The organism is Pseudomonas sp. AC532 (assembly GCF_979258965.1).
Genome location: NZ_OZ409888.1, coordinates 3,552,899 through 3,577,667 on the forward strand (window position 1 = coordinate 3,552,899; position 24,769 = coordinate 3,577,667).

General features: G+C 64.9%; 19 protein-coding genes and 1 pseudogene. 7 read left to right on the forward strand and 13 right to left on the reverse strand.

The window, feature by feature from the left end; genetic code table 11:
* Positions 1-7: 7 nt before the first annotated feature.
* The 6 genes from ACZ0AV_RS16595 to ACZ0AV_RS16620 all read right to left on the reverse strand — a co-directional run bounded on the left by ACZ0AV_RS16595 (position 8) and on the right by ACZ0AV_RS16620 (position 9,255).
* Positions 8-1,249 carry an MFS transporter gene (locus tag ACZ0AV_RS16595; RefSeq protein ID WP_499152041.1) on the reverse strand — a complete coding sequence of 414 codons (1,242 nt, stop codon included), beginning with the start codon at positions 1,247-1,249 and terminating at the stop codon, positions 8-10.
* Positions 1,250-1,390: 141 nt separating this feature from the next.
* A complete protein-coding gene (locus ACZ0AV_RS16600; protein ID WP_499152042.1) occupies positions 1,391-1,684 on the reverse strand; it encodes a hypothetical protein in 294 nt (97 codons plus the stop codon).
* 122 nt (positions 1,685-1,806) lie between these two features.
* Positions 1,807-3,915, reverse strand: a complete 2,109-nt coding sequence (locus ACZ0AV_RS16605; RefSeq protein WP_499152043.1) for a hybrid sensor histidine kinase/response regulator — start codon at positions 3,913-3,915, stop codon at positions 1,807-1,809.
* A 96-nt stretch (positions 3,916-4,011) separates the two neighbouring features.
* Entirely contained in the window at positions 4,012-6,402 is a 2,391-nt protein-coding gene (locus tag ACZ0AV_RS16610) for a hybrid sensor histidine kinase/response regulator (RefSeq protein WP_499152044.1), read from the reverse strand.
* Positions 6,403-6,461: 59 nt separating this feature from the next.
* A complete protein-coding gene (locus ACZ0AV_RS16615; protein WP_499152045.1) occupies positions 6,462-6,947 on the reverse strand; it encodes a response regulator in 486 nt (161 codons plus the stop codon).
* Between the two features lie 19 nt (positions 6,948-6,966).
* Positions 6,967-9,255 carry an ATP-binding protein gene (locus ACZ0AV_RS16620; protein WP_499152046.1) on the reverse strand — a complete coding sequence of 763 codons (2,289 nt, stop codon included), beginning with the start codon at positions 9,253-9,255 and terminating at the stop codon, positions 6,967-6,969.
* A gap of 285 nt (positions 9,256-9,540) precedes the next feature.
* Here ACZ0AV_RS16620 and ACZ0AV_RS16625 point away from each other — a divergent pair, with 285 nt between their 5' ends.
* Positions 9,541-10,476, forward strand: a complete 936-nt coding sequence (locus tag ACZ0AV_RS16625; RefSeq protein ID WP_499152047.1) for an SdiA-regulated domain-containing protein — start codon at positions 9,541-9,543, stop codon at positions 10,474-10,476.
* Between the two features lie 93 nt (positions 10,477-10,569).
* Here the strand turns inward: ACZ0AV_RS16625 and ACZ0AV_RS16630 are convergent, their stop codons facing one another.
* The 5 genes from ACZ0AV_RS16630 to ACZ0AV_RS16650 form a co-directional block, all read right to left on the reverse strand.
* On the reverse strand, positions 10,570-11,133 hold the full coding sequence (locus ACZ0AV_RS16630) for a DUF4136 domain-containing protein (protein ID WP_499152048.1): 564 nt from the start codon (positions 11,131-11,133) through the stop codon (positions 10,570-10,572).
* A gap of 22 nt (positions 11,134-11,155) precedes the next feature.
* On the reverse strand, positions 11,156-11,773 hold the full coding sequence (locus ACZ0AV_RS16635) for a DUF4136 domain-containing protein (RefSeq protein ID WP_499152049.1): 618 nt from the start codon (positions 11,771-11,773) through the stop codon (positions 11,156-11,158).
* A 27-nt stretch (positions 11,774-11,800) separates the two neighbouring features.
* Positions 11,801-12,550, reverse strand: coding sequence for a methyltransferase domain-containing protein (locus tag ACZ0AV_RS16640; RefSeq protein ID WP_499152050.1), 750 nt, complete (start codon positions 12,548-12,550; stop codon positions 11,801-11,803).
* Positions 12,550-12,852, reverse strand: a complete 303-nt coding sequence (locus tag ACZ0AV_RS16645) for a MazG-like family protein (protein ID WP_499152051.1) — start codon at positions 12,850-12,852, stop codon at positions 12,550-12,552. The genes ACZ0AV_RS16640 and ACZ0AV_RS16645 overlap by 1 nt, the downstream gene beginning before the upstream one ends.
* A 163-nt stretch (positions 12,853-13,015) precedes the next feature.
* Positions 13,016-13,867, reverse strand: coding sequence for a MaoC family dehydratase (locus ACZ0AV_RS16650; RefSeq protein WP_499152052.1), 852 nt, complete (start codon positions 13,865-13,867; stop codon positions 13,016-13,018).
* Positions 13,868-14,144: 277 nt separating this feature from the next.
* Here ACZ0AV_RS16650 and ACZ0AV_RS16655 point away from each other — a divergent pair.
* Positions 14,145-14,495 (forward strand): annotated as a pseudogene (locus ACZ0AV_RS16655) (helix-turn-helix transcriptional regulator); the annotation flags it as partial.
* On the opposite strand, the gene ACZ0AV_RS16660 reads toward ACZ0AV_RS16655, so the two are convergent.
* The gene (locus ACZ0AV_RS16660) at positions 14,496-15,851 is read right to left on the reverse strand and encodes a 3-oxoacyl-ACP reductase (RefSeq protein ID WP_499152053.1); all 1,356 of its coding nucleotides are present in this window, start codon (positions 15,849-15,851) and stop codon (positions 14,496-14,498) included. It lies immediately after the preceding pseudogene.
* A 148-nt stretch (positions 15,852-15,999) separates the two neighbouring features.
* Between ACZ0AV_RS16660 and ACZ0AV_RS16665 the strand changes: the two genes are divergently transcribed.
* On the forward strand, positions 16,000-17,277 hold the full coding sequence (locus ACZ0AV_RS16665) for an acetyl-CoA C-acetyltransferase (protein WP_499152054.1): 1,278 nt from the start codon (positions 16,000-16,002) through the stop codon (positions 17,275-17,277).
* Between the two features lie 823 nt (positions 17,278-18,100).
* Here ACZ0AV_RS16665 and ada read toward each other — a convergent pair.
* Positions 18,101-19,162, reverse strand: a complete 1,062-nt coding sequence (gene ada / locus ACZ0AV_RS16670; RefSeq protein WP_499152055.1) for a bifunctional DNA-binding transcriptional regulator/O6-methylguanine-DNA methyltransferase Ada — start codon at positions 19,160-19,162, stop codon at positions 18,101-18,103.
* A 172-nt stretch (positions 19,163-19,334) separates the two neighbouring features.
* Here ada and ACZ0AV_RS16675 point away from each other — a divergent pair, with 172 nt between their 5' ends.
* The 4 genes from ACZ0AV_RS16675 (at position 19,335) to ACZ0AV_RS16690 (ending at position 24,769) form a co-directional block, all read left to right on the forward strand.
* On the forward strand, positions 19,335-20,222 hold the full coding sequence (locus ACZ0AV_RS16675) for a PA4780 family RIO1-like protein kinase (RefSeq protein WP_499152056.1): 888 nt from the start codon (positions 19,335-19,337) through the stop codon (positions 20,220-20,222).
* A 689-nt stretch (positions 20,223-20,911) separates the two neighbouring features.
* Entirely contained in the window at positions 20,912-23,470 is a 2,559-nt protein-coding gene (gene nirB / locus ACZ0AV_RS16680) for a nitrite reductase large subunit NirB (protein WP_499152057.1), read from the forward strand.
* The gene (nirD, locus tag ACZ0AV_RS16685) at positions 23,470-23,850 is read left to right on the forward strand and encodes a nitrite reductase small subunit NirD (protein ID WP_465908528.1); all 381 of its coding nucleotides are present in this window, start codon (positions 23,470-23,472) and stop codon (positions 23,848-23,850) included. Before nirB ends, nirD begins: the two co-directional genes overlap by 1 nt.
* A 106-nt stretch (positions 23,851-23,956) precedes the next feature.
* Complete coding sequence (locus ACZ0AV_RS16690) at positions 23,957-24,769, forward strand: formate/nitrite transporter family protein (protein ID WP_499152058.1); 813 nt, start codon at positions 23,957-23,959, stop codon at positions 24,767-24,769.

Sequence of the window (24,769 nt, forward strand, 5' to 3'; positions counted from 1 at the left end):
GGTTTTGCTAGGACGCTTTCGTTTCGGCCACCAACGGATCATGAATCCGATCACGGCTCGACAGCGCCGGGAACAGCTTGATCCATAGCACGCTGACGGCGATGGCGCCCACGCCGCCCATCAGCACCGCCGGCACGGTGCCGAACCAGGCGGCGCTGACGCCGGCGCGGAAGTCGCCGAGCTGGTTGGAGGCGCCGATGAACAGGCTGTTCACCGCGCCCACCCGGCCGCGCATCTCGTCCGGTGTTTGCAGTTGTACGAAGGCGCCGCGGATCACCATGCTGATCATGTCGGCAGCGCCGAGCAGCACCAGGGTTGCCAGGCTGAACCACAGCGAGGTGGACAGCCCGAAGCCGATGGTCGCCACCCCGAATAGGGCCACCGAGCCGAGAATCACCGGGCCGACCCGGCGCTCGATGGGGTGCCGCGCCAGGTAGATCGACATCAGCAGGGCACCCACCGCTGGCGCCGAGCGCAGCAGGCCCAGGCCCCAGGGGCCAGTGAGCAGAATGTCCTTGGCGAATACCGGCAGCAGTGCGGTGGCGCCGCCGAGCAGCACGGCAAACATGTCCATGGAGATGGCGCCGAATACTTCCGGGCGGCTACGGATGAACCGAAAGCCGGCCAGCAGCGATTCCACGGAGATCTTCTGTTTCAGCGGCTTCTGTTGCGACGGCAGGCTGAGCATCATGGCCATGGCGATCAGGTACAGCACCAGCGCCGGGCCATATACCCAGGCTGGCGCCACGGCGAACAGCACGCCGCCGAGGGCAGGGGAGACGATGGTTGCGGTCTGCATGGCCGAGCTGGATGCGGCCACGGCGGCGGGAAACAGACCCGGCGGCACGATATTGGGCAGCAATGCCTGGGTTGTGGGCATCTCGAAAGCGCGAGCGGTGCCCATCATGAAGGCGATCACGAAGATCATCTCGCGGGTCAGGCTGCCCGTGCTGTTGCCAACCAACAGGGTGATGGCCACCACGGCCTGGCCACATTGGCAGAGCGCAGCGACCTTGCGGCGGTCGAAACGGTCGGCGACGTGGCCGGTGAGCAGTATGAAGAGGATCTTCGGCAGGAACTCGACGAGGCCGACGAGGCCCAGGTCCAGCACGTTGCCGGTGAGGCTGTACATCTGCCAGCCGATGGCCACGGTGAGCATCTGAAAGCCGCTGGCGGTGAATACCCGAGCCAGCCAGAAGCGAATGAAGGGCGCGTGATGACGCAGCAGCAACTGACCATGAACGGACATTGGAATATTTGGGCGGCTAACGACGGCCGCTCAGACTAGCACGTCTTTTGTAACATTTGGATGCGGCACGCCTCGGGTAACGATCAGCAGCGGATACCGGCAAGTACCGCCGCCCCGGCTATACCTGGGCCCTTCATGGCTTCAGCGAATCAGCCCGGTCAGCAGCCACAAACCGAGGAACAGCCAGATAAGGCCGCCGATCACCGAGCCGCGCATGAACGAGCGCACGGCGCTGTACAGCAGGATCAGGCCAATCAGCAGCACGGCAATGCTGAGCAGCGAGGGGGTGACGCCAAGCGCGCCGGCCATGCCGTCGATGAATCCGGCCACGGCCCCGGCGAGCAGGGTGATCACACCGCTCAGGGCGTCGACGATGAAGCGGATGAACGAGCCGAATGCCTCACCGAGGGATTCGAAAAAGCCTTCTACGCGCATGGAGAGAATTTCCTGGGAAACACAAGCAAACAAATCGGAGTGACTGCCATTGGGCTGCCAGCCGGCAGCGGAGTTCCCGGAGTTTACGCGGTGCTCGCGGGCTCGGCCCGTGGCGGCGCCGATCAATTGCCGAGCATGGCCTTGATCTTGCTGGCCAGCGCTTCGAAGGCAAACGGCTTGGCGATCATCTCCATGCCGCTGCCCAGGTAGCCATCGCGCATTTGCGCACCTTCGGCATAACCGGTGGCGAACAATACCTTGAGTGTCGGCTGGCGTTGCCGCGCGGCGTCGGCAAGCTGACGGCCGTTCATCCCGGGCAGACCGACATCGGTAAGCAGCAGGTCGAGCGGTGAGTGCTGCTCGAAGAGCCCCAGAGCGCTTTGCGCGTCGCCGGCCTGCAGCAACTGATAGCCCAGTTCCTCCAGCACCTCGACGATGAGCATGCGCACCACCTTGTCGTCTTCGACCACGAGGATCCGCTCACCCCGGCCGCGCGCGGCTGGCGGCGGTGTGACCTGGACGGGCTCGGCAGGCGGCGTCAGCAGACGTGGCAGGTACAGGTTGAGCGTAGTGCCCGTGCCGACCTGGCTTTCCAGTTGCAGGTAGCCGCCGGTCTGCTTCACGAAGCCATACACCATCGACAGTCCCAGCCCGGTGCCCTGGCCAATCGGTTTGGTGGTAAAGAAGGGTTCGAAGGCATGGCGGATGACGTCCTGGGACATGCCACTGCCCGTGTCGCTGATCGACAGCAGCAGGTAGTCACCGGCTGGCACCTGGTAGTGCTGCGCGTCGCTTTCGCCGAGTTGGGTGTTACGTGTTTCGATGTGCAACGTGCCGCCCTGAGGCATCGCGTCACGGGCGTTGATGGCCAGGTTGATCAGCGCGTTTTCCAGCTGGTGGGCGTCGCTGCGGGTCAGCCAGAGGTCGTTCGCGAGGCGGGTCTGCAGGCTGATCTGCTCGCCGAGCGTGCGGTTCAGCAGCTCCTCGAGTGCGTGCACCAGCGTATTGACCTCGATGGGCCGCATATCCAGTGACTGGCGTCGGGCAAAGGCGAGCAGTCGGTGGGTCAGGGAGGCGCCGCGGTTGGCCGATGCGATGGCGGCCTCGATGAACCTGCTCAGCGCCGGGTTCTCGGTCGGCAGCTTGCGCTTGATCAGTTCGAGGCTGCCGAGGATGCCGGCCAGCAGGTTGTTGAAATCATGGGCGATACCGCCGGTGAGCTGGCCGATGGCTTCCATCTTCTGCGCCTGGCGCAACTGCTCCTCGGCCTGGATGCGCTGCAACACCGCTTCGCCAATGCGCTCCTCCAGCGTCTGGGTTACCTGGCGCAGGGCCAGCTCGGTCTGCTTGTGCTCTTCGATGTCGATCAGTACGCCAGGAAACCGTAGCGGCGTGCCGTCGGTCGCCAGCTCGCAGTGGCCATTGGCCTCGATCCAGCGGTAACTGCCGTCGGCCTGGCGAATCCGGTACTCCGCACGGTAAGCGCCGCCGCTTTGCAGGGTCTGTTCGATCAGCGCCTGAACGCGCGGGCGGTCGTCCGGGTGGATGGCAGGCGTGACCCGGTCAAGCGTGATGCCCTTGCCGGCCTCCAGTGGGTCGGCGGAAAACGCCCGGGCGAAACGTTCGTCACCGGTGACCCGGTCGTTGGGAATGTCCCACACCCAGGTGCCCAGCACTGCGCCGGCATTGAGGGCCAGCTCGATGCGCTCGTTGGCGCTGCGCAGCTCGGCTTCGACCTGGGCGCGCTGCTGGGTGGCGACCATCTGGCTGGTGGTCTCCACCACGATGCACATCATGCCGTGGGAGCGGCCATCGGCATCGAGCAGCGGGTTGTAATACAGGTTCATCCAGGCGTCTTCCTGAACTCCACGGCGACGCAGGGGCAGGTAGAGGTTTTCCTGGGACATCGATTTGCCGGCCAGGCCCATGGTGATCACATGGCGGTTCCAGTCACCAATTTCCGGCCAGGCGTCCTCGGCGGGCATACCGAAGATAGCCGGGTGGCGCAGCCCGGCGAAGGTGGCATAGGCATCATTGTAAATGAGCACGCCGTCCGCACCGCAGAGCAGCACGATGGGCGTCGGCGAGGACAGCATCAGGCGCGTGCTGCTGATCAGTACGTCCGGCCACTGCGCGACGGGGCCAAGGGGCGTGCTGGCCCAATCGAAGCGGCGGATGAGCTCGACGGTCTCGCCAGACTGGCCGGCAAACAGGCAGGGTTCGGAGGGCATGGTCACGTGGCCGGCAATGATCTGCCAAGGCTACCGCAACGCTGCGCCGCTTGCATGGGGCGCATGGCGCGGGCTGACGAGCAGTCAGCGCTCGGCTCAGTGGCTTTTGCCATCGGCGAACGCGTATTGCAGCTTCTCTGCCAGCTCTTCGCTGCGATAGGGCTTCTGGACGATAAAGGCCTCGTCGGCGCCCAGCCCACCCAGCTCGGCATAGCCGGTGACGAATACCACCGGCAGGTTCGGGTAACGCTGGCGGGCGATCTGCGCCAGTTCGGCGCCATTCATGCCCGGCATGGCGAAGTCGGCCAGTAGCAGGTCAATCCCGGCATCAAGCTTGCCCAGGGCCTCGGCGCCGCTTTCCGCCTCGCGCACCTGATAGCCCAGCGCGTCCAGCGTCAGCGCGGTGACTTCGCGCACCCGCGGATCATCGTCGACCAGCAGGATGGTGCGCTGGCCGCCGTGCTCGGCGCTCGGCAATGGCTGGCTGGATATCTCGCTGGTCGGTTGCACGATGTCGCGCAGGCCTGGCAGATAAACCTTTACCGTGGTGCCGACGCCAATCTCGGTGAGGATGCGCGCGCCACCACCAGATTGTTTGGCGAAACCGAACACCTGCGCCAGGCCGAGGCCCGAGCCCTTGCCGATTTCCTTGGTGGTGAAGAACGGCTCGAAGGCCTTGGCCAGTACCGCATCGCTCATGCCGCTGCCGGAATCCTGCACCGAGAGCACCACGTAGTCGCCGGGTTCGGGGTCTTCCGGGCGGCGCGGTGCTTCGCGGATCACCTCGTTGCTGGTGCTCAGGCGCAGCGTGCCACCAACGGCCATGGCATCGCGGGCATTGATCGCCAGATTGAGAATGATCAGCTCGATCTGCGTCGGGTCGACCCGGGCGTGCCACAGGCCTGGCTCGGTTGCCGTTTCGATCAGCACGCTGCCGCCCAGGGTGCTTTTCAGCAGCTCCAGCATGCCGTGCACCGTTTCGCCCAGGTTGACCGCTTCCGGCACCAGACGCTGGCGCCGGGAGAAGGCCAGCAATTGGCCGGTCAGCTTGGCGCCACGTTCTCCTGCGTCGGTGATGTTCTGCAGGCGGCTGCGGGCCTTGTCCAGGTTGCCCTTTTCCAGGTCGCGGATCAGGAAACTGGTACTGGTCAGCACCACGGTGAGCAGGTTGTTGAAGTCGTGGGCCACGCCCGCGGTGAGCTGGCCAACCGCTTCCAGGCGCTGCATCTGCTGCAGCGTCGCCTCGACACGCTCACGTTCGGCAATCTGCTCGCGCAGTTGCTGGTTGGTGGCGGCCAGTTCCTCGACCACGCTACGCTCGTGGGTGATGTCACGCACGGCTGCGTACAGCAAGTTGTCGTCCGGCACCAGGATCCAAGACAGCCAGTGGTAATCGCCATTGGCGTGGCGCATGCGGTTGACGAAGCGCACCGAGACGTTTTCGGAAGTGACCTGCTCGATCTGCGCCAGCGTGGCACTGAGATCGTCCGGGTGGATCAGCTCCCACAGCGGGCCCTTGGTCAGTTGCTGACGCGACCAGCCAAGGGTTTGCTCCCACGCCGGGTTGAGCGCGCTGGGCTGCATGTCGAAGCGCAACACGGCGAGCAGGTCGCGGGACAGCTCCCAGTTGCGATCACGTTCGCGGGTGCGTTTCTCGACCCGCTCGCCGAGCATGTCGTTGAGGCGCAGCAGCGCTTCGTTGGCCTGTTTTTGCTCGGTGATGTCATGCAATACACCCAAAAATCGCGAGCACTGGCCCTCTTCGAAGAAGGCCTGGCCGCGAGCGGAAATCCAGCGCTCGCTGCCGTTGCTCAGCGGCAGGCGAAACTCGGCCTGGAACTCGTTGCCGCTGTCGGTCGCCAGGGCCTCGTCGACACGCTGCTGCAAGTGCTGGCGGTCGTCAGGGTGGCAGCGCTCGTAGAACATCGCCATGTCGACGTCGGCGTCGTCATCCAATTCGTACAAGGCCCGGCAGCGTTCGTCCCAGATCATCGTGTCGGTTGCCGGCACGTAATCCCACATGCCCATGCGTGCTGCGCCAATGGCCAGCCGCGCCCGGGCTTCGACCGCCTGCAGGGTGTCCTCGACGCGGCGCCGTTCCTGGCGCTCGTTGACCTCGGCAATGGCGCGGTCAATGGCCTTGGGCAAAAACGGCAGGTTCTGCTTGAGCACGTAGTCGACGGCACCCAGGCGCATCATTTCCACGGCATGTTCTTCGCCGAACATGCCGGACAGGAAGATGAACGGCGTTTGTGGTGCCAGGCGGCGGGCCACTTCCAGGGCCTGGGCCCCCGACGAGCCGGGCAACAGGTAATCGGAGAGAATCAGGTCGAAGCTGTCTTGCTGCAATGCGCGTTCAGCGGCCTGGTGGTCGTAGACCAGCGTGCTGTCGACGGACAGTCCATTACGCTCCAGCGCAAACAGGGCAAGTTCCGCGTCGCGCGGACTGTCTTCGATGAATAGCAGTTTCAGGGGCTTGGGCGGCATTGAAAGGTCGTCGGTTCTGTCTGATATAGGCCTGCGCTTCAAGCGAAACCTTGGGATCGTCAGTCGCTATTGGCTTCGGACTCGGAATCCGACGTGCGTCGTTGCAGGCGCAGCGAGCCGGGAGGCGGCTCGTTGAGTACCGCCCAGAATACGCCAAGATCGGAGATCGCCGAGACGAAGGCTTTGAATTCGACCGGTTTGACCACGTAGGCGTTCACGTTCAATTCGTAGGCACGCTGAAGATCCGGGCCCTCGCGCGACGAGGTCAGCATGACGATTGGAATGCTGCGCAGCTCGGGCGTGTCGCGCACGATCTTCAATACCTGCAGGCCATCCACCTTGGGCAGCTTGAGATCGAGCATCATGATCGCCGGGTTGCCCGGAAGGCGATTGGCATGCTCGCCACGGCGAAACAGGTAATCCAGCGCTTCGGCGCCATCACGCATGACAATCACGTCATTGGCCAGTTGACTACGTTCCAGGGCGATCAGGGTCAGTTCCAGATCGTGGGGATTGTCTTCGACCAATAAAATCGGTTTGAGCATTCAAGTCCTCGTCCCGTTATCAGAGAACGGGGTGGTAGCGTTTCGGCAACGCGAAATAAAAGGTGGCCCCTTGATCGACGGCGCCTTCTGCCCAGACTCGCCCATCGTGACGTTCGATTATACGCCGTACGCTGGCCAAGCCTATGCCGGTGCCCTCGAATTCTTCCATGCGATGCAGGCGCTGAAACACGCCAAACAACTTATCCACGTAATCCATGTTGAAGCCCACACCATTGTCGCGCACGAAGATCACGACCTCTTCTTCATGCTCCTGGGCACCGATGACGATCACCGCCGGATTGCGTTGGCGGCTGTACTTGATGGCGTTGGCCAGCAGGTTGCGCAGCGCCAGGTGCAGGAAAACCGCGTCGGCGATTACCGTGGGCAGCGGCTGCACGTGCCATTCCAGGTTGCGTCCCTGATAATCGGGCTTCATCTCCTCGCGAATCGAGTCGACCAGGGCCTGCAGGTTGACGTCCGAGAAGCGCAGCGCCGAGCGGCCCATCTGCGAGAAGCTCAGCAGGTTGTCCACCAGGGTGCCGGCGAAACGCGCCGACTCCCCGATGTGTTCGAGAAAGCGCAGGCCGCGCTCCGACAGCTTGGCGCCTTCGAAGTCGCTGAGCAGCTCGGCGTAACCGGCGATGTGCCGCAGCGGCGCGCGCAGGTCGTGGGACACACTGTAGGAGAAGGCTTCCAGTTCCTTGTTGGATTTCTTCAGGTCGCTGGCCAGCTGGGCCATTTCCTCGGCCTTGCGCAGCACGATGCCGAGCACCGCGTTGCGCAGCTCAAGGGCACTTTCCGGCTCCTGGGCATGCCAGGGCGTGGAAAAGCCGCTGATCTCTTCCTGCCAGCGCGCAAAGCTGTTGCGCGGGTTGAGCGCACCGCTGGCGCTGATGGATTTCTCCGGTTTGCCGGCCCAGGTGACGGTGCGGGCCTGCTCCGGCTTGAACCAGATCAGGTAATGCGAATGCAGCTCGGAGATGGCCACGGCCAGTACGCCTGCCACGTGCCTGGCCAGGCCCGGCAGCTCGGGGATGTCACGGCTGACGTTGTCGGTCTGAAACAGGTCTGCGCCACCGCGCGCGCTCAGCCACTGCACCAGGGCATTGACCTGGTCACGGGGCGGTGTCTGGCCGATCAGGTCGCAGCGCGAGGCGGAGATGATGGCCGCTCCGCTGGCGCGAACGAAGTTCAGGAAGGTGTCCGGCAGCGCCAGGAGGCCCTCGCTGACGCTGTCGCGGTCGGCCATGGCCGAGAGCATCTGCACGATGTGCTGGCGCAGTTGCAAAAGGTGCTGGGTACGGGCCTGGGCGATCTTCGCCTCGATCTGCAGCGACAGCATGCGGCCAAGCAGTTCGCAGGCCGTACGGGTCTGGAAGCCTACCGGGCGGGCGGTGGCATGGTGGCAGGAAATCAGCCCCCAGAGCTGCCCTTCGACGACGATCGAGATCGACATCGAGGCGATCGTCTGCATGTTGCGCATGTATTGCAGGTGCACCGGCGATACGCTGCGCAGCGCCGCGTAGCTCAGGTCCAGCGGCTTGCCGGTACGCGGGTTGAGCGCCGGACGCAGTGCCGAGGGCTGGTAGTTGGCGTCTTCGATCACACGGATACGATTGGCCACATACAGTGCGCGCGCCTGAGGCGGGATGTCCGCCGCCGGGAAACTCAGGCCCAGGTAGCTGGGGTAATCGAGATCGAGCCGCTCGGCGAGTACCAGGCCGTTGCCCTCGGCATCGAAACTGTAGGCCTTTACGCGGCCAAAGCCGGTGATGCGCTTGACCTCGTCTACCGACAGGCGGCACAGCTCGTCGATTTCATCGGCCTCCTGAAGGTGGCCGATGAAAGTGCGGACCATCGGATAGAGGTTGTTGTAGGCGGCGATCACATTGGTGGACGGCTCGAATTCGGCGATCAGCACGCTGTCGTAGCGGTGCACCATCATGGCGATCAACTGGCCTTTGCGGCTGCCTTCGAGGAAACGCACGTCACCGATGTGGAACGGCGTGGTTTCGTCATGGGACAGCTGGGCAAGTCGCTCGTTGAGCGAGGCGCTGTCGTCGAGAAGCTGTTCGAGGTGTCGGCCGAGCATTTCATCGGGTGCCAGGCCCAGCCAGTCGGCGACGTTCTCACTTACCTGCAGCACCGTCAGCGCCTGCTCGTCGAACACCATCAGAAATCCCTGAGGCTGAATGCTCCCCGGAATGTGAATGGGTTCTTTGGCGCAGTTGGCGATCGCACTGCTCAATGAAGTGATGGTTTCGCTGGACGCCAAGATGTTCTCCTTCGGTTGCAGGCCGATCTGCATGAACGGTCACAAGGGCGCGGATGCGGTAGAGAGCCGGGACGTTACAGCCTCAGACACCGACTTGCGCGATCCTCTCCCTGAAATTCTCCCTGCGCGGGGCAGTCTGCACGCTCTCGCAGGCCGGGTAAACCGCGGCGCCCGGATATTCGCCTGTGCAGACGAGCCGCGCCGCCGGCCACCAAGGAACTTTACCGGGCGGTGGGTCTCTCAACTGCGGCCTGTCGTCTCGACAGACTGCAACAATCGCCGGGCACACTGCCCGCATCTGTGAACGCGAGAATCGCCATGATATCTGCTGCCAAGCGGGCCTTTTCCCGTCTGCCCGGCCTGCGCCCGTGGGCGTGGCTGCTGTTGTTGCTGCTGTTGGTCGGTACCTACCAGGTGCGTTCCGTTCACCTGGACGACCGCCTGTACTACTGGCTGACCACCCCGGCCGTCTCGCAATGGGCGCCCGACAGCCTGCTTGGCCGCCAGTACAAGGTACAGGTGGACGCCAAGGTAGTGGCCGGCGTGGGCAACAACCTGTCGGCGCTGAGCTATGACGAGCAGCGCGATCAGCTCTGGGCGGTGCTCAACAACCCCGAAGAACTGCTGGCCATGAGCAAGGATGGCGAGGTGCTGGCGCGTTACCCGCTCAGCGGTTTCAGTGATGTAGAGGGCGTGACCTACCTGGGCGATGGCATGCTGCTGCTGGCCGAGGAGCGCAACCACGCACTGGTGGTGGTGCCCGTTCCGCAGCGCTCGGGTGCGCTGTTTCGCGAGGATTACCGCTCCCTGACCCTGGGCATCCAGCGCGACGGTAACCAGGGCTTTGAAGGTGTCGGCTACGACCGCGCGAGGGATCGGCTGTTCGTGGTCAAGGAGCATTCGCCGATGAAGCTCTACGAGATTCGCGGCCTGAAAGGCAGCATGAGCGGCAATTTCGACCTGGAAATCCTCGATCACGACGACTGGATCCGCGATTCGGTATTTGCCTCCGATCTGTCTTCGGTTCATTTCGACGAACGCACCGGCCATCTGGCGCTGCTCAGCGACGAGTCGAAACGGATCATGGAACTCGATGGCGACAGCGGCAAACTGATCGGTTACCGCGACCTCAATAGTGATTTCGCCGGCCTCGGCAAGGCGGTCCCGCAGGGTGAAGGCATGACCTTCGACGACCGCGGCAACCTGTACATCGTCAGCGAACCCAACCTGTTCTACCGCTTCGGCCGTGGTTGAGAGCCTTCACCAGCCATGCGGCGTTGCTGGCGGTAGGGTGAAAGACGCTGTTTTCCTGCGCCCTCGCTTGGTACGAACACTGCCTGTGGATTGCTAGCGCGGCGGATACTGGCCCAGCACCCGGCTGACGGTTTCACGAATCACCGTCTCGCGCTGCGCGGGGTTGCCCTCGTCGTTGCGCATGATACGTTCGTCGCTGCCGCGCCAGACCAGCTTGCCGTCCTTGCCGTCGAACAGGTCGATCTGCAGAGTGGCCACCTTGTAATCGACGGTGCGGGTCTCGTTGTAGGCCGGTCCGCCCCAGTAATTGCCCCAGTAACCTCCAAACCCGCCACCGAAACCGCTGCTGACCTGCTGCTGGCGCTGGTCGACGATCAGCCATACCTGCACGTGCAGATCCGCCGAGGTGCCGGTCGCGGCGGGGCGCAGGCCGCGCTGATCCAACTGCTCGCTCACCGCGCTGCGCAGGCGCTGCTCGGTCAGGTCGCTGCGAATGCGCGGGTCATCCGGCTTGTACTGCACGGCCGGCTCTTGCCAGCTCCAGCTGCGGTAGCCGGCGAAGTCACGGCTGGCGTCGAAATCTCGGTTGATCTGCTGGCTCTGGCAGGCGCCGAGCAGCACCAGGATGGGGATCAATAGCAAAGGCAGGCGGCGCATAAGGGTTCTCCTGGAAGGTCGCTCAAGCAGGCGGGTATTCGCCCAGTGCGTCACTGACTGCCTTGCGCAGCGCTTCGGCGCGTTCGGCCTGGCTGCCACTGCTGCGCAATTCCGCCTGGCCGCTCCACACCTGTTCACCACTGCGGCCGTCGAAGAAGTCGATACGCACCACCACGACTTCTTCCTCATAGGAACGGGTCAGCGGCACGCGGGCACCGACCCCGACGCCGTTGCCGTAGTAGCCACGATTGCCGTAGCTGCCATAGCCGCCGCCGTAATAGGGATCATAGCTGTCCGCAACCTGGCGCACGCGGCGCTCCAGGCGGGTGTCGGTGCGCACGGTGAGGTCCGCGGCGGTGCTGCCCTGGGCCGGGCGCAGGCCGCGCTGGTCGAGGGCGTTGTTCAGCGCATCCTGCACCAGGTCTGCGCTGGCCCAGGCGCTGCCGGCCGGGCGCTGCTGCCACGCCCAGCTGCGGTAGGCGGCGTAGTCGCGCGGGGCGGCAGGGTAGGCGCTGCGGTCGAAATGGGTGGCTGCGCCGGGTGGAGGCGGTGGCAGGGGCACCGAATCCGTGGTGTAGGGGTTGTGGCTCTGGCAGGCAGCCAGGGCAGTGGTGAGCAGCAACAACGCGATGCGTTTCATGACGGTTCTCCTGGCAGAGCAGGGCATTCAGCGTGGCCGACAGATCCAGTGCAGGTAGCGTCCCAGTCCGGCGAAGGCTGGGTGACGACGGTGTGCCAGTTCCATTTCCAGCAGGTCGGCCAGTTCTGCCTTGGCCTGAAAGTCGCGGGGCATGTAGTCATGGAAGACGCGTACGCCGCTCTCCACTTCGACCTGCCAGTGGGCGGCAAGTTGCGACTTCAATTCGCGTGGGTCAAGGGGGCGTTGCGGCGTCAGGCTCTGCTTCTCGCCAGCGAATTCTTCCTTGCGCAATTTGCGCAGGTGGCCCTTGAGCAGGTTGCGGTAGATGAGCGCGTCCTTGTTGTAGAAGGCCAGCGAGAGCCAGCCGTCGGCTGCGGTCAGGCCATGCAACGCGGGGAGGATGGCGGCCGGCTCGGCCAGCCATTCGAGCACGGCGTGGCAGATGACCAGATCGAAGGGCGCCTCGAAGCGCCCTGGCAGTTCCTGCCACGGTGCGTGAATGAACGTGGCTGCCACACCAGCGTTGGCAAACCGCTCGCGGGCGCCGGCCAGCATCGGCTCGGCCGGTTCGGCCAGGGTTACCTGGTGGCCGCATTCGGCCAGCCACAGCGCCATGTGGCCAAGGCCCGCGCCAACATCGAGGACCCGCAGCGGGCGGGCGGGCAGCGCTTCGCCGAGGTCCGCCTGCAACACCGCGAGGCGAATCGCGCCCTTGGCGCCGCCGTAGATCTTTTCGGCGAAGCGGGTCGCCAGCTCGTCGAAATGCCGATCGCTCATCAGGCGAACCGCCGTTCGCTGTCCGCGAGCTTGGCGCGCACCACCTGCTCCATGTCCAGGCCCAGCTCACTGCATAGCAGGAGAAGGTAGAGCACCACGTCCCCGACTTCCTGGCCGACATGGGCAAGCGTGTCAGCCGGCAGGCTGCGCGACTGATCCTCGCTGAGCCACTGGAATATCTCGACCAGCTCGGCCATTTCCACGCTGGCGGCCATGGCCAGGTTCTTTGGCGCATGGAATTGGCGCCAGTCGTTGCGATCACGAATGGCGTGCAGGCGGGTGGTGAGTTCGGCGATGTTCATGGGGCTTCCGTATGGGCGCTATCCGGTAGCCGTACATTCTTTCATGCACGACGAGCCCCGTCCAAACGCTCGCAGCAACGCTCCAGCTCGGGCGAACAGCGACAGGGCGCAGCGGGCTCGCCCGGATAACGGAGCATCGGCGCCCCAGGCGTTGGGTTGCGGGCTAGATGACTTGCCAGCAGCCGGCCATGTGCGGTGTGTCCTCTTTGCCGTGAAGGTCGAACTGGCCCTCGGCGGCGGGCAGGCTGGCACGCATGCGCAAGGTGCCGGGTAGCAGCACGGGTTTCTGGAACCGCACCTCGAGGCTGTAGCCCGAAGCCGGCAGATGGGCCTGCAGCGCCGCCAGGGCGCGGGCCTTGTTCCACAGCCCGTGGGCGATGGCGCGCGGAAAGCCAAAGGGCTTGGCAGTCAGCGCCGAGAGGTGGATGGGATTGTAGTCACCGGATATCCGCGCATAGCGGCGGCCGATGTTGGCCGGCGCCTGCCAATGGGTCAGCTCGTCCATCGGCAGGCTCGCCGGCTCGCTGCGGCCAATCGTCGGGCCGTCCAGCTTCAGGCCTCGGCACAGCAGACGGCTGTCGCCTTCCCAGAGCAACCCCAGCTGGTCTTCGAGGCGCGTGATCACGCTGAACACCGCACCCTTGTCGTGCGGCGCCAGGTTGCTGGTTTCCACGCTGAGGCTGAAGGGGCCCAGGCCGGCGAGTTGGCGAATTACCCGGATACGATTTTCCAGGTGCACCAGCCCCAGCAGCGGGAAGGGAAAGTCCGGCTCGGTGAGCAATTTCATCTGCAGCGCGAAGGCCAGTACGTGCGGGTAGGTCGCCGGCAGCCTGGCGTCATCGGTGAAACCACACACCTTGCGGTAACGGGCAAGGTGACCCGCATCCACCGTCACCGAGCAGCGCAATCCGCGGTGGGGCAGCGTTTTACCGGTGATGCCGCGGCGCAGCGCCGCACGCAGGAGCAAACCGGGTAGAGACGGTGGTGTGTGCAGATCGAGCCATTCGGTTGCCATCGTGCGCTCCGGTGCAAGGGGTGGTTCAGCGTACTCTCGTCGAGATCTGAGACATTAGCCAGCCTGCATTGGTGCCCGCTTCACGTGATCGCAGCCGGTTTCGGCACCGTTGGCGAAAGCTGCCTACGCTGACTGTGACGCAGCCAATCCGCCAGCCACTCAAGGACGAAGCCAGCATGTACGCAACTACCAGAAAGGCCCGGCGCTGATGCGCCCGCTCAGCGAGGTCCGGCAGCTTCGGTACTTGCGCAACCCGCCGTTGCGGCGCTCGGCAGGCAAGGTGCGGCTGGACCTGGTGCAACAGGTGCGCGGGCTGATCGATGAGTTGCTGGTCGCCGGGGCGACGCTCGAACAGGTTGCCGTTCGCCTGCAGATGCCGGTGCGGCGGCTGCGTCAACAACTGTCCCAGGCCGATGTACGGTTCCACGACATGGTCAACGATTGCCGCTGCCGCCTGGCCAAGCGACTGCTGCTGGAAAGCGACGAGCGCATCGAGGTGATCGCCGAGCGCACCGGGTTCTCCGAACCGAGTACCTTCTATCGGGCATTCAAGCGCTGGGTCGGCGAAACGCCGGTGCAATTCCGCCGCCGCGCCCGCCAGCCCGATGGCGAGCGCAGCACGCCGTGATCACGCGCCCAGCAGGCTCTGCCCGCAGACCCGCAAGACTTGCCCGGTGACCGCGCCGGAGCCCGGCTGAGCGAACCAGGCCACGGCCTCGGCGACATCCTGGGGCAAGCCGCCCTGATTCATGGCGTTCATGCGCCGACCGGCTTCACGGATGGTGAACGGGATGGCGGCGGTCATGCTCGTCTCGATGAAGCCCGGTGCCACGGCGTTGATGCTGATGCCGCGTTCGGCCAGCATCGGCGCCCAGCTCTGGGCAAGGCCGATCAGCCCGGCCTTGCTGGTGGCGTAGTTGGTCTGCCCGACGTTGCCGGCGATGCCGCTGAGCGAGGCGATCAGCACCACGCGGCCGTTGTCGCGCAGGGCTCCGGCCTGCAGCAAGGCAGCGGTGAGTTGCTGGGGCGCGCGCAGGTTGACGTCGATCACCGACGTCCATAGCTCATCGCCCATCTTCGCCAGGGTCTTGTCGCGGGTGATGCCGGCATTGTGCACGACGATGTCCACACCCTGCGGCAGCGCTTCGAGCAAACGTGGTGCGGCGTCCTCGGCGCAGATATCCAGCGTCAGCGCGCGGCCGCCAAGGCGCGATGCCAGGGCTTCCAGCGCTTCCCTGGCTGGCGGTACGTCGAGCAATACCACCTCGGCGCCGTCGCGGGCCAGGGTTTCGGCGATGGCCGCACCGATACCGCGGCTGGCCCCGGTGACCAGCGCCGTCTTGCCGGCCAGTGGCCTCGTCCAGTCGCCGACCTGCTGGGCGCAGGGTTGCAGGCGCAGCACCTGGGCTGACACGTAGGCGCTCTTGGGCGAGAGCAGGAAGCGCAGGGCGCCTTCGAGCTGCGGCTCGGCGCCCGGGTCGACGTGCAGCAGCTGCACGGTGCCGCCGCGGCGGATTTCCTTGGCCAGCGAGCGGGTAAAACCCTCCAGGGCGCGCTGCACGCTGCTGGCCTGGGGATCGTCGAGCGTCTGCGGGGCGCGACCGAGCACCACCACGTGAGGGCAGCGGCCGAGGTTCTTGAGTGCAGGCTGGAAGAACTGGCGCAGCGCGTCGAGTTCCTCGAAGCGGCTCAGGCCGCTGGCGTCGAAGACCAGCCCCTTGAGTTTCGGGCCATGTTCGGCAGTCCAGCGCGGCAGGCCGTACTGGTCGTCACGCGCGGCGAAATGCTCGTCGGTCAGGCGGTTCGCGAACGCCGCCACAGATGCTCCCAGGGCACCGTCGCCGCCAATCAGCAACGCGCCTTCCAGCGGCCGGTTGCGGCCTGCTACCCAGCGTTCCAGGGGCAGCGGCGCGGGCAGGCCGAGTGCGCCGACCAGGCGACGGCCAGCGGGCGTGTTGGCGAAGTTGAGGTAGCGATCGGACATGAACAGACTCCAGGGCTGAAACTCAAAGAGGTTGACCACTGTACGCCATCACTCGTTTCATGCATCGACAGCAGCCCCATCATCGGCCTGCGTGTCGATAAACAGGCACCTTAAAGTGCCGCAGAATATTACCCGCAAGGAGCTTCACATGAGCCTGCCGCGCCGGGTCGCCATCGTTGGTGGCAACCGTATTCCCTTTGCCCGCTCCAACAGCGCCTACGCCACGGCCAGCAACCAGGCGATGCTCACCAGCGCGCTGGATGGCCTGATCGAACGCTACAACCTGCATGGTGAGCGCCTCGGCGAGGTAGTCGCCGGCGCGGTGCTCAAGCACTCGCGCGATTTCAACCTGACCCGTGAGTGTGTACTCGGCTCGCGCCTGGCGCCTGAAACCCCGGCCTATGACTTGCAGCAAGCCTGTGGCACGGGGCTCGAGGCGGCGCTGCTGGTCGCCAACAAGATCGCCCTCGGGCAGATCGACTGCGGCATCGCCGGCGGCGTCGACACCACCTCGGATGCGCCGATTGGCGTGAACGAGGGCTTGCGCAAGATCCTGTTACAAGCCAATCGGGCCAAGAGCACCGGTGACAAGCTCAAGACGCTCTTGCAGATCCGTCCGCGTCACCTGGCGCCCTCCCTGCCACGCAACGGCGAGCCGCGCACCGGTTTGTCGATGGGCCAGCACTGCGAGTTGATGGCGCAACACTGGGCCATCCCCCGTGACGAACAGGATCAACTGGCCGTGGAGAGCCATCGCAAGCTGGCTGCCGCCTATGCCGAGGGCTGGCAGGACGACCTGATGACGCCGTTTCTGGGGCTGACCCGTGACCAGAACCTGCGCGCGGATATCGACCTGGCCAGGCTGGCCACCCTCAAACCGGTGTTCGAGAAGGGCCAGCGCGGCACCCTGACCGCTGCCAACTCCACGCCGTTGACCGATGGCGCCTCGTTGGTGCTGCTCGCCAGCGAGGAGTGGGCCAAGGCCCGCGGCCTGCCGATTCTCGCTTACTGGCGCGACGGCGAAGCCGCCGCGGTGGATTTCGTCACGGGCAAGGAGGGGCTGCTGATGGCGCCGGCGTATGCGGTGCCGCGGCTGCTGGCGCGCAATGGTCTGAGCCTGCAGGACTTTGACTATTACGAAATCCACGAAGCCTTCGCCGCCCAGGTGCTGTGCACTCTCAAGGCCTGGGAAGACCCGGATTATTGCCTCACCAAGCTTGGCCTGGAGCAGCCCTTGGGCGCTATCGACCGAGCCAGGCTCAACGTCAAGGGCAGTTCTCTGGCGGCCGGCCATCCGTTCGCCGCGACCGGCGGGCGTATCGTCGCCAACCTCGCCAAGCTGCTGTCGGTGGCCGGCGAGGGCCGTGGCCTCATTTCCATCTGCGCCGCAGGCGGCCAGGGTGTAACGGCCATTCTGGAACCCTGAGCCAGCCAGAACGTAGCCCGGGTCGAGCGCCGCGAACGCCCGGGAATCGCTGCCCTGGGTATCGCTTCGCTCAACGCCCGGCTACGGATTGGTGTTCGTGAGGGCGAGCCCGGGTCGAGAGTTGTGGGCATGCAGCGTCGTAGCCTAGTTCGAGCGCATCGACGCCCGGGAATCGCTGCCCTGGGTATCGCTTCGCTCAACGCCAGGCTACGGATTGGTGTTCGTGAGGGCGAGCCCGGGTCGAGAGTTGTGGGCATGCAGCGTCGTAGCCTAGTTCGAGCGCATCGACGCCCGGGAATCGCTGCCCTGGGTATCGCTTCGCTCAACGCCCGGCTACGGATTGGTGTTCGTGAGGGCGAGCCCCGGGTCGAGAGTTGTGGGCATGCAGCGTCGTAGCCTAGTTCGAGCGCATCGACGCCTGGGAATCGCTGCCCTGGGTATCGCTTCGCTCAACGCCAGGCTACGGATTGGTGTTCGTGAGGGCGAGCCCGGGTCGAGAGTTGTGGGCATGCAGCGTCGTAGCCTGGGTCGAGCGCATCGACGCCCGGGAATCGCTGCCCTGGGTATCGCTTCGCTCAACGCCAGGCTACGGATTGGTGTTCGTGAGGGCGAGCCCGGGTCGAGAGTTGTGGGCATGCAGCGTCGTAGCCTGGGTTGAGCGCATCGACGCCCGGGAATCGCTGCCCTGGGTATCGCTTCGCTCAACGCCAGGCTACGGATTGGTGTTCGTGAGGGCGAGCCCGGGTCGAGAGTTGTGGGCATGCAGCGTCGTAGCCTGGGTTGAGCGGAGCGATACCCGGGGAATGGCGACTATGCTCGCAGGTTACGGCCGAGCTTCAGTCTGTTCAGTCTCGACGCTGCTCGCCTCGGCTTCGGCCTCGAGCAGGGCCGCCTTGCGCGTCACGCCCCAGCGGTAGCCGCCTAGGCTGCCGTCGGCGGCGGTCACCCGATGGCATGGCACCAGCAGACCCAGCGGGTTGCTGGCGCAGGCTCGGGCCACGGCGCGTGGGTGGCTGCCAAGGACGGCCGCGAGTTGCCCGTAGGTGCGCGTCTGGCCACAGGGAATGGCGCGAAGCGCCTGCCATACCCGTTGCTGGAAGGCCGTGCCGCGCAGGTCCAGTGGCAGGTGGGCGGCCCGGGCTGGCTCGTCGATCTGCAGCAGCACCCTCTGCAGCCATTCGCCCAGCGCCGCGTCATCGCGTTGCACGGTTGCGGCCGGAAAGCGCTGATGCAGTTCCGCTTCCACCACCGCTTCGGATTCGCCAAACAGCAGGGCGCACAAGCCGTTTTCGCTGCTCGCCAGGAGCAGATAGCCAAGCGGGCAGGGTGCCAGGGTGCTGCGCAGGCACTCGCCTGCAGCCCCCAGGCGGCGACTGGCCGGGCTCAGCCCATCGGGGGGTTCGTACAGCGCGCGGGTGCTGGTGTAGCCGCTGGTAAGCGCCGCGTCGAGCACCGAGTCGGCCTGGGGAAGTGCGCGCTCAAGGCGCTCACGCTGGCGGGCGCAGGCCCAGGCCTTGGGCGTCAGCCCGGTGCGTGCTTTGAACGCCCGGGCCAGGTGGGAGGGTGACAGGCCGATCCGCGTGGCGAGCTGCTCCAGGGTCAGGCGTTGGTCGGCTTCATCGAGCAGACGGCACGCCGCGGTGACCAGTGCATCGAGCTGCTCGGCCGGGCTGCTGCCGTGCGGCGAGCAGCGTTTGCAGGGCCGGTAACCAGCCGCTTCGGCCTGTGCTCGGTCGCTGAAGAAGCTGACGTTGGCGCGCAGCGGCCGGCGCGCCGGGCAGCTGGGGCGGCAGTAAATGCCGGTCGAGCGCACGGCGAAGACGAATTGGCCGTCCTGCGTGGCGTCGCGTTCGCACACGGCTTGCCAGTAGCCTGGGTCCGTCATGTTCATCTCCTGTAACAGTCCCTGAATTGTCGGTACCTGGCCGATTGCGCGCCAGTGCCAATCGCGCTTTCAAACTTAATGGGCGGGCGCATTTTTCGCAGAGACTGGGCGCTGCCTCAGGATTGCCGTATAAAAGGGCCGCATAGACCACCGAGGACCCTGATAAAAGCTGATGAAGACGCCAAAACGCATTGAGCCCCTGGTCGAAGATGGCCTGGTGGACGAGGTGATTCGCCCTTTGATGAGCGGCAAGGAAGCAGCGGTCTATGTGGTGCGTTGCGGAACCGAGCTGCGCTGCGCCAAGGTCTACAAGGAAGCTAATAAACGTAGTTTCCGTCAGGCTGCCGAGTATCAGGAAGGCCGCAAGGTTCGTAACAGCCGCGATGCACGCGCTATGGCCAAGGGTTCCAAGCACGGCCGCAAGGGGCAGGAGGACGCCTGGCAGAACGCTGAAGTGGCCGCGCTGTTCCGCCTGGCCAGTGCTGGCGTGCGGGTGCCCAAACCGTATGACTTCCTTGAAGGTGTGCTGCTCATGGAGTTGGTCGGCGATGGCGAGGGCGGCGTAGCCCCGCGCCTCAACGATGTCGACCTGCACCCCGAGGATGCTCGCGAATTCCACGCCTTCATGATCGACGAGATCGTCAAGATGCTCTGCGCCGGCCTGGTGCATGGCGACCTCTCCGAATTCAACGTGCTGCTCGGCCCGGAAGGCCCGGTGATCATCGACCTGCCCCAGGCAGTGGATGCGGCGGGCAACAACCACGCCTTCAAGATGCTCGAACGTGACGTGGGCAACATGGCCGCTTATTTCGGCCAGTTCGCGCCGGAGCTCAAGTTCACCAAGTACGCCAAGGAAATGTGGGCGCTCTATGAGGACGGCAAGCTGACGCCCGATAGTGTGCTGACCGGCGAATTCGATGATCCGGAAGACGAAGCCGACGTTGATGCGGTGATGCGCGAGATCAAGGCCGCCCTGGCCGATGAAGCGCGTCGCCAGGCAGCCCTCAACGCCGAAGACGAGCCCAAGGACAGCGAGCCGCCTCCGCCCTGGGAGCGCTAGGAGCCTGTTCACGATCTGCTCGCGTCGCTTACGGACGTTTCATGTACTACCGCAAAAGGGCGGGAGCGGCTTTTCGCAGAGTGGACCGGGGCGCGTAGCTGACGCTTCACCTACGCGGCCCGACCCGTCCACCACGCTGCGATCGCTGTGGTGGACAAAAAGAGCGTTGTCCACCCTACGTCACTGGGAGCATTGCGCCGAAAGCCGGTCGTGATCGTGCGGCTGGCTTTCGAGACCCGGGCCAAGTAGCCGCTGAGTTGTCATGGCCCGCTTTTGTGGGCGCGGCCCACTCCCGCGATTTCGCGTGCATGGCGCGCTGCCATGGAGAGTGCACCGAACGACAGTTCGTACCCAAACGCCCCCGTGAATCCGCTTGGCCTGCCCCGTAATGGTGAGTTTCAGGCTCGCCTGCTTCATCTTGGTTCGTATCCTTCGCCGGTCGCGTCGACCTGCCGATGTCTGCCAAGCTCGATTCCACGGGCCTTACCGGCTTTTTCAAGACCTTGGCATGCAACCTGCTATCAAGCCTGTGCACCCATCATCGATGGGGCCGGTGAACAGGCCACGACCTGATACTCACCCCACATAACTGAATCCAAGGCAAAGACGCCTGAAGCTGCCCCGCAGCTCCAGGCGTCTTTTTTTTGCGTTGCAGAAACCGTGATACCGCAGCAGACAGAGGGCAGGCTATGAATTCCAGCGTCACATCGATCAAGCGCGAGAACCTGATCGTCATCGGCAACGGCATGGTCGGCCACCATTGCGTCGAGCAACTGATCGCCAGCGGCGCCCTGCATCGCTATCAGGTGCACGTGTATGGCGAAGAGCGTCAGCGCGCCTATGACCGTGTGCACCTGTCCGAGTATTTCTCCGGCAAGGACGCGGAGGCTCTGGCCCTCGGCGAGCCTGATCTGTACGCCCGCAACGGCGTGCAGCTGCACCTGGGCGAGCAGGTGCTGGAGATCGACCGCGAGAAGCGCGAAATCGTCACCACCCTGGGGCGTCGCAGCTACGACCGCCTGGTGCTGGCCACCGGGTCCTATCCATTCGTGCCGCCGATTCCGGGCGCCGAGGGCAATTCGCGCCTCGTCTACCGCACCCTGGACGACCTCGACGGTATCCGCACGGCAGCGGCCAATGCCCGCCGTGGCGTGGTGGTCGGCGGCGGCCTGCTTGGCCTGGAGGCCGCCAACGCCCTCAAGTCCCTTGGCCTGGAAGCCCACGTGGTGGAGTTCGCACCACGGTTGATGCCGGTGCAGCTGGATGTGGACGGTGGCGACGCATTGCGGGCGCGCATCGAAGCCCTTGGCGTTGGCGTGCACCTGTCACGTGCCACCCAGGAGATCGTCATCGGTGAGGAATACGCCTACCGGATGAAATTCAATGACGGTGAGTTCTTGGAAACCGACCTCATCGTGTTTTCCGCCGGGATTCGTCCGCAGGATGCCCTCGGCCGGGCTGCCGGCCTGGATGTCGCGCCGCGTGGTGGCGTGGTGGTCGACAACGATTGCCGCACCAGCGACCCGTTCATTCATGCCATCGGCGAATGTGCGTCCTGGAACGGCATGGTCTTCGGCCTGGTCGCGCCGGGCTATTCGATGGCCCGCAACGTCGCCGCGCAGCTTGCGAATACTGCCCATGAAGCGTTCACTGGCGCCGACATGTCGACCAAGCTCAAGCTGCTGGGCGTCGACGTCGGCTCCATCGGCGATGCCCACGCCGCCACGCCGGGCGCCAAGAGCTACCGCTACATCGACGAAGCCAATGCCAGCTACCGCCGCCTGGTGGTCTCGCCGGACGGCCAGCACGTGATCGGCGCGGTGCTGGTCGGTGACAACAGCTATTACGACACCCTGCTGCAGTACGCCCAGAACGGCATCAAACTGCCGGCCGATCCGTCGAGCCTGATCCTGCCGCTCTCCGAAGGCGCACCGACCCTGGGCGCCGATGCGCTGCCGGATACCGCGACCATCTGCTCGTGCCACAACGTCAGCAAGGGCGCGGTGTGCTGCCAGGTCGACGCCGGCATCACCGACCTTGGCGAGCTGAAGGCCATCACCAAGGCCGGCAGCGGTTGTGGTGGCTGTAGCGCCTTGCTCAAGCAGGTTTTCGAGCATGAGCTGAGCGCCCGCGGCGTGGCCGTCGACAAGAGCCTCTGCGAACACTTCGCCCATACCCGTCAGGAGCTGTACGCCATCGTCCGCGTGGAAGGCGTGCTCAGTTTCGAGGAGCTGCTGGCCAAGCATGGTCGCGGCCACACCGGCTGCGACATCTGCAAACCGGCGGTCGGTTCGATCCTCGCCTCATGCTGGAACCAGCCGATCACCGATCCGCTGCTGATCCCGCTGCAGGACACCAACGACACCTTCATGGCCAACATGCAGAAGAACGGCACCTACTCGGTGGTGCCGCGGATTCCCGGCGGCGAGATCACCCCGGACGGCCTGATCGCCATCGGCGCTGTGGCGAAGAAATACGACCTCTACACCAAGATCACCGGTGGGCAGCGCATCGACCTGTTCGGCGCGCAGTTGCACGAACTGCCGGAGATCTGGAGCGAGCTGATCGCCGCCGGCTTCGAGACCGGGCATGCCTACGGCAAGTCGCTGCGTACCGTGAAGTCCTGCGTGGGCAGCACCTGGTGCCGCTACGGCGTGCAGGACAGCGTCGGCATGGCGCTGCGCCTGGAGGATCGCTACAAGGGCCTGCGCTCGCCGCACAAGATCAAGTTCGCGGTCAGCGGCTGCACCCGTGAGTGCGCCGAAGCGCAGAGCAAGGACATCGGCGTGATCGCCACCGACAAGGGCTGGAACCTCTACGTGTGCGGCAACGGCGGCATGCGCCCGCGGCACGCCGAACTGTTCGCCACCGACCTGGATGACGAAGCGCTGATCCGCACCATCGACCGCGTGCTGATGTTCTACGTGCGCACCGCCGACAAGCTGCAGCGCACCTCGGTATGGCGCGAGTCGTTGGAAGGCGGCCTGGATTACCTCAAGGCGGTGATCCTCGACGACAGCCTGGGCCTCGGCAATGAGCTGGACGCGCAGATGCAACTGGTGGTCGACCGCTACGAATGCGAATGGGCCGGTGCTCTCAAAGACCCGGAAAAGCTCAAGCGCTTCCGCACCTTCGTCAACGACAAGCGCGCCGACCCGGACATCCACTTCGTCAAGGAACGCGGCCAGCGCCGCCCCATGACCGCCAGTGAATTACACCTGATTCCCGTTACCGAGGAGGTGCTCTGATGAGCCAGTCCAACGCCGTGCGTGCCCAATCGCTTCCCGCTACCGAGTGGCAACCGCTGTGCAGCAGCCAGGACCTGGTCGCCAACTCGGGCGTGGTGGCCTGGCTCGAGGGTGCGCAGATCGCGCTGTTCCATCTGCCTCACAGCGAGGCTGGCGAGCAGCTGTTTGCGGTGGAGAACCGCGATCCGAAATCCGGTGCCAATGTCATCGGCCGCGGCCTGATCGGCCAGATCAAGGGCGATCTGGTGATCGCCTCGCCGCTCTATAAACAGCATTTTCGCCTGGCCGACGGCACGTGCCTGGAATACCCGGAGCAGCGCCTGCGCGTATGGCCGGTGCGCCTCAATGGCGACACCGTGGAAATCGGCCTGGCGGGCTGATCGCTCGACCCATTCGCTCGCAGGTCGAGAAGAGTGCCAACCAGGCGCCCCGGCCGTCGCGAGATTTCACTCCCTGTTTGCCTCACCTGAAAAAGAGAGCCCCTCCATGTCCTACCTGGTTCCTGCCGAATTCGTCACCAAGATGGTGGATGCCGGCGAGTCGAAGATCTTCATGTCGACCCGCGATACCCTGATCCGCGCCTTCATGGCCGGCGCCATCCTGGCCCTGGCGGCGGTGTTCGCCATCACCATCACGGTCCAGACTGGTTCGCCGCTGCTTGGCGCAGCGTTCTTCCCGGTCGGTTTCATCATGCTGTACCTGATGGGCTTCGACCTGCTCACCGGGGTATTCGTCCTCGCGCCGCTGGCGCTGCTCGACAAACGTCCGGGGGTTACCGTCGGTGGCGTGCTGCGCAACTGGGGGCTGGTGTTCATCGGCAACTTCGCGGGGGCACTGACGGTCGCCGTGATGATGGCTTTCGTGTTCACCTATGGCTTCTCGACCAGCGCGGGTGAGATCGGCGAGAAGATTTCGCACATCGGCGAGTCGCGTACGCTGGGCTACGCCGAGTTCGGCACCGCCGGTTGGTTGACCATTTTCCTGCGCGGCATGCTGTGCAACTGGATGGTGTCCATGGGCGTGGTCGGCGCGATGATCTCCACCACCGTCAGCGGCAAGACCATCGCCATGTGGATGCCGGTCATGCTGTTCTTCTACATGGGCTTCGAGCACTCGGTGGTGAACATGTTTCTGTTCCCCTTCGGGATGATCATGGGCGGCGATTTCTCGGTGATGGATTACATGATCTGGAACGAGATCCCCACCGCACTGGGTAACCTGGTGGGTGGCCTGGCCTTCACCGGCCTGACGCTCTACACCACCCACGTGAAGACCGCACCCAAGCGTACCTACAACTGA